The organism is Bacteroidia bacterium (genome assembly GCA_019695265.1).
Taxonomy (GTDB): Bacteria; Bacteroidota; Bacteroidia; order JAIBAJ01; family JAIBAJ01; genus JAIBAJ01.
In genome coordinates this window covers 1-2904 of record JAIBAJ010000203.1, presented here as the reverse complement: position 1 = coordinate 2904, position 2904 = coordinate 1, and the positions used below count along the sequence as shown (strand labels likewise).

2 protein-coding genes are annotated in these 2904 nt (G+C 36.4%); both read left to right on the top strand.

What is annotated here, in order from left to right:
- Window positions 1–1364 (top strand): hypothetical protein (locus K1X82_15315; GenBank protein ID MBX7183480.1); only part of this gene is annotated, 1364 nt, incomplete at its 5' end.
- Window positions 1365–1594: 230 nt separating this feature from the next.
- The gene (locus K1X82_15310; protein ID MBX7183479.1) at window positions 1595–2800 is read left to right on the top strand and encodes a T9SS type A sorting domain-containing protein; all 1206 of its coding nucleotides are present in this window, start codon (window positions 1595–1597) and stop codon (window positions 2798–2800) included.
- The last annotated feature ends 104 nt before the right edge of the window (window positions 2801–2904 follow it).

Sequence of the window (2904 nt, the reverse complement as noted above, 5' to 3'; positions counted from 1 at the left end):
CGGCAAGCTATTTGAAGGTTTTTTCGGCCTTGGATGAAATGAAGGTTGATAATGATGAAATTTTATCCAGAAAGACTAAAACGGCTGTTAGCAAATTACACCTTTCTAAAAACTATTTATTTAGTTCGCTGCTTCAATCCCTAGGTCAGTTTCACCAGGAAAATTTAGTTCAGATAGGATTGCTCAGGACTATTGAAAATTTCCATTTGTTGGTAAGCAGAGGGCTTACCGAAGATGCCCTCAGGCAATTGAACAAAGCATTAACTTTTGCCGAAAAAAATGAACTTTACCACTATCAGATGGAATTGCTTGATCAAAAAAGAAAGCTATGGTTGCAAGTAAATACAAGTGATAAGCAGGTAGAAGAAATTCAAGCATTAAATAAACAATATGAAGAACTACTGTTGATTTGGGAAAATTACCACCTGTATGAAAAATTGCTTTACCAACAAGCAATTCTGATGACACCAAGTTATACCATACTTGGTAAAAATTTGAAGGAATTGCACATGGAAATAATTAACCATGAAGCCATTAGTGGAAGCCTTCAACCTTTAAGTCTGAGAGCAAAACATTACAGATCCTGCATCAAATTGAATTTTTACGCTGTAGCCGGAATGCGCGCAGAGGCTGAAAAGGAGGCTGAGGAATTGTTGGCTATCTGTAAAAGTGGTAGTTATTTTATTTCGTACGATCAATTGCCCCTGATTAATGCTTACAACCAAAGCATGACAGCAGCCTATTTCAATGGGAATTTTAATCGGCTTGGCATTTTGCTTCAGGAACTTGAGGCTCACAAATTCAAAAACCAACAGGCTAAAGTTTACCAGTTTCTGTATTTTAGTTTGTTTAAATTGGTATGGCTGGATCAGCAGCAAAACCGGGAAGCTGTAATGGAATTGTCCCGTCAAACTGAAAAGCAAATGCTAGCCTTTTTGAGCTATATCCGATCCGATTTGTTTTTAGCACTGGTTACGGCTTTTTCAAGTGCCATGTTAGAGTACCGCGATTATTCTGCTACTATTCATTGGATTGAAGTTTACAGGCAAAATTTAAAAGTAAAAAAGCACTTTGATACCCAAACTACCCTTCAGGTTTTCCAAATGATAGCTCATTTTAATAAGGGAAATTTCGACCTGGTTGAAAATATTTTGATTTCGTTCGAACGCTTTTTGAAAAAGAATGGAGCAGACCATTTTGACAAAGCCATCGTTAAGTCTTTCCATACCTTGCTAAACGGAAACTTTGAAAAACATATTCCTGATTTATTGAACGAATTAAAAGTCGGTTTTGAACAAAATCCAGCAGGTAAAAACTTAAACATTGCCCCCCTCCTAAAATCCTTTTTGGAACAATTTAATTAATCCTTTTTGGGGCATTTTCTGGCAATTTATTTGATAAAACTAAATGTACTAGAAACTCAAAACCGAAACCGAAGAAGTTTGCAGTTTAATTATGAATTTGCCATATTTAAGTTTACAAACTGATTAAATTCCAAATAATAACGTTTAAAAGTATTATTTCATTTGTTTTTCCTGTTGAACAATTGTATTATTCTTACAATTGTATTGATTTTCTACCTCAGCAATTTACTATGAAGAAATTTATACTCTCAGTGCTTTGTTTTATTAGTCTGACAGCAAAGTCACAAACATCGGTTTATCATTCAATGCCCGATTCGAATGCAGCATGGACGATTTCCCAAGGCTGGGGTTGTTCATATTTTTTTACTTATTACCTTCGATATTACAGTTTAGAAATGACTGGTGATACCTTGATTGGAGGACAATCTTACCACAAATTAGAAATCCCTATGTATGTTTTCCATTCGGGAGGACAATGTAACTTATATGGAACCTGGATAGATTCCGGAAACTATGCAGGTTCATTTAGGGAGGACAGTAGTTTGCGTAAAGTCTATGTTGTTCCTCCTGGCGAAAATACGGAACAGGTATTGTATGATTTTAACCTTCAGGTTGGGGACACTATTTATGGATTCCTGTCACCTGAAAGTAGTTTGATTGGCGGAGGAGTAGATACTGTCATTTCAATTGATTCTGTTTTAATTGGAAATGAATACCATAAACGTTTGTTTACCAATGAACTATACCAGATTTATTGGATTGAAGGAATAGGTTCAACCTTCGGATTTTTGGAACCAAGCTGGGGTTCAACTATTTGTCCTCCGCCTCCGTCCTTAGATTGTTTTAGTATCAATGGAACTCCAATCTACCCTGATAGTCTTTCAACTTGTGATTTTTTGAATTGCGCCAATTCAAGCTTCAATCTTATCCCAGATACCATTGAACATAGTTGGCTGGTTGTAACCAATGTTTCCGGAATGCCACCATTTTCTTACCAATGGTCATGGGGCGATGGAAGTACTGATACGACAGCTTATCCATCTCACACCTATGATAGTGCAGGGTATTATACCATTTGCTTGACCATCACAGACAATACCGGATGCACTGCAACCATCTGCGATTCTTCTTCCTATTTGTATAAAATTGACGAACAAATGATTACCATCAATGCCGTAAACAGTTTGCCAATTGGTATTAAACCTGTATATGGAAATGCAAATGGTTTAAGCCTGTTTCCCAACCCTGCAAATAACTTGGTTCATATTAAGACAGCCGATAAAATGGCTAAACTTTGTGATATTACAGGAAAAACCTTGCTCCAATTTCAAATAAAAAATGGAAAAGAGGTTGTTGATGTTTCCGGAATTGAAAATGGTATTTACCTGATTCAAACGGAACGGGGCGTTTCTCAAAAACTGATTGTTCGGCATTAACATCATTATATATCGTGAATTCAATTTTTACCATTGGGATAAGTTGATTTTCACTTACATTATCAGACCGATAAAAGCCAAGTTCGAAGCACCCCGGGCAACGA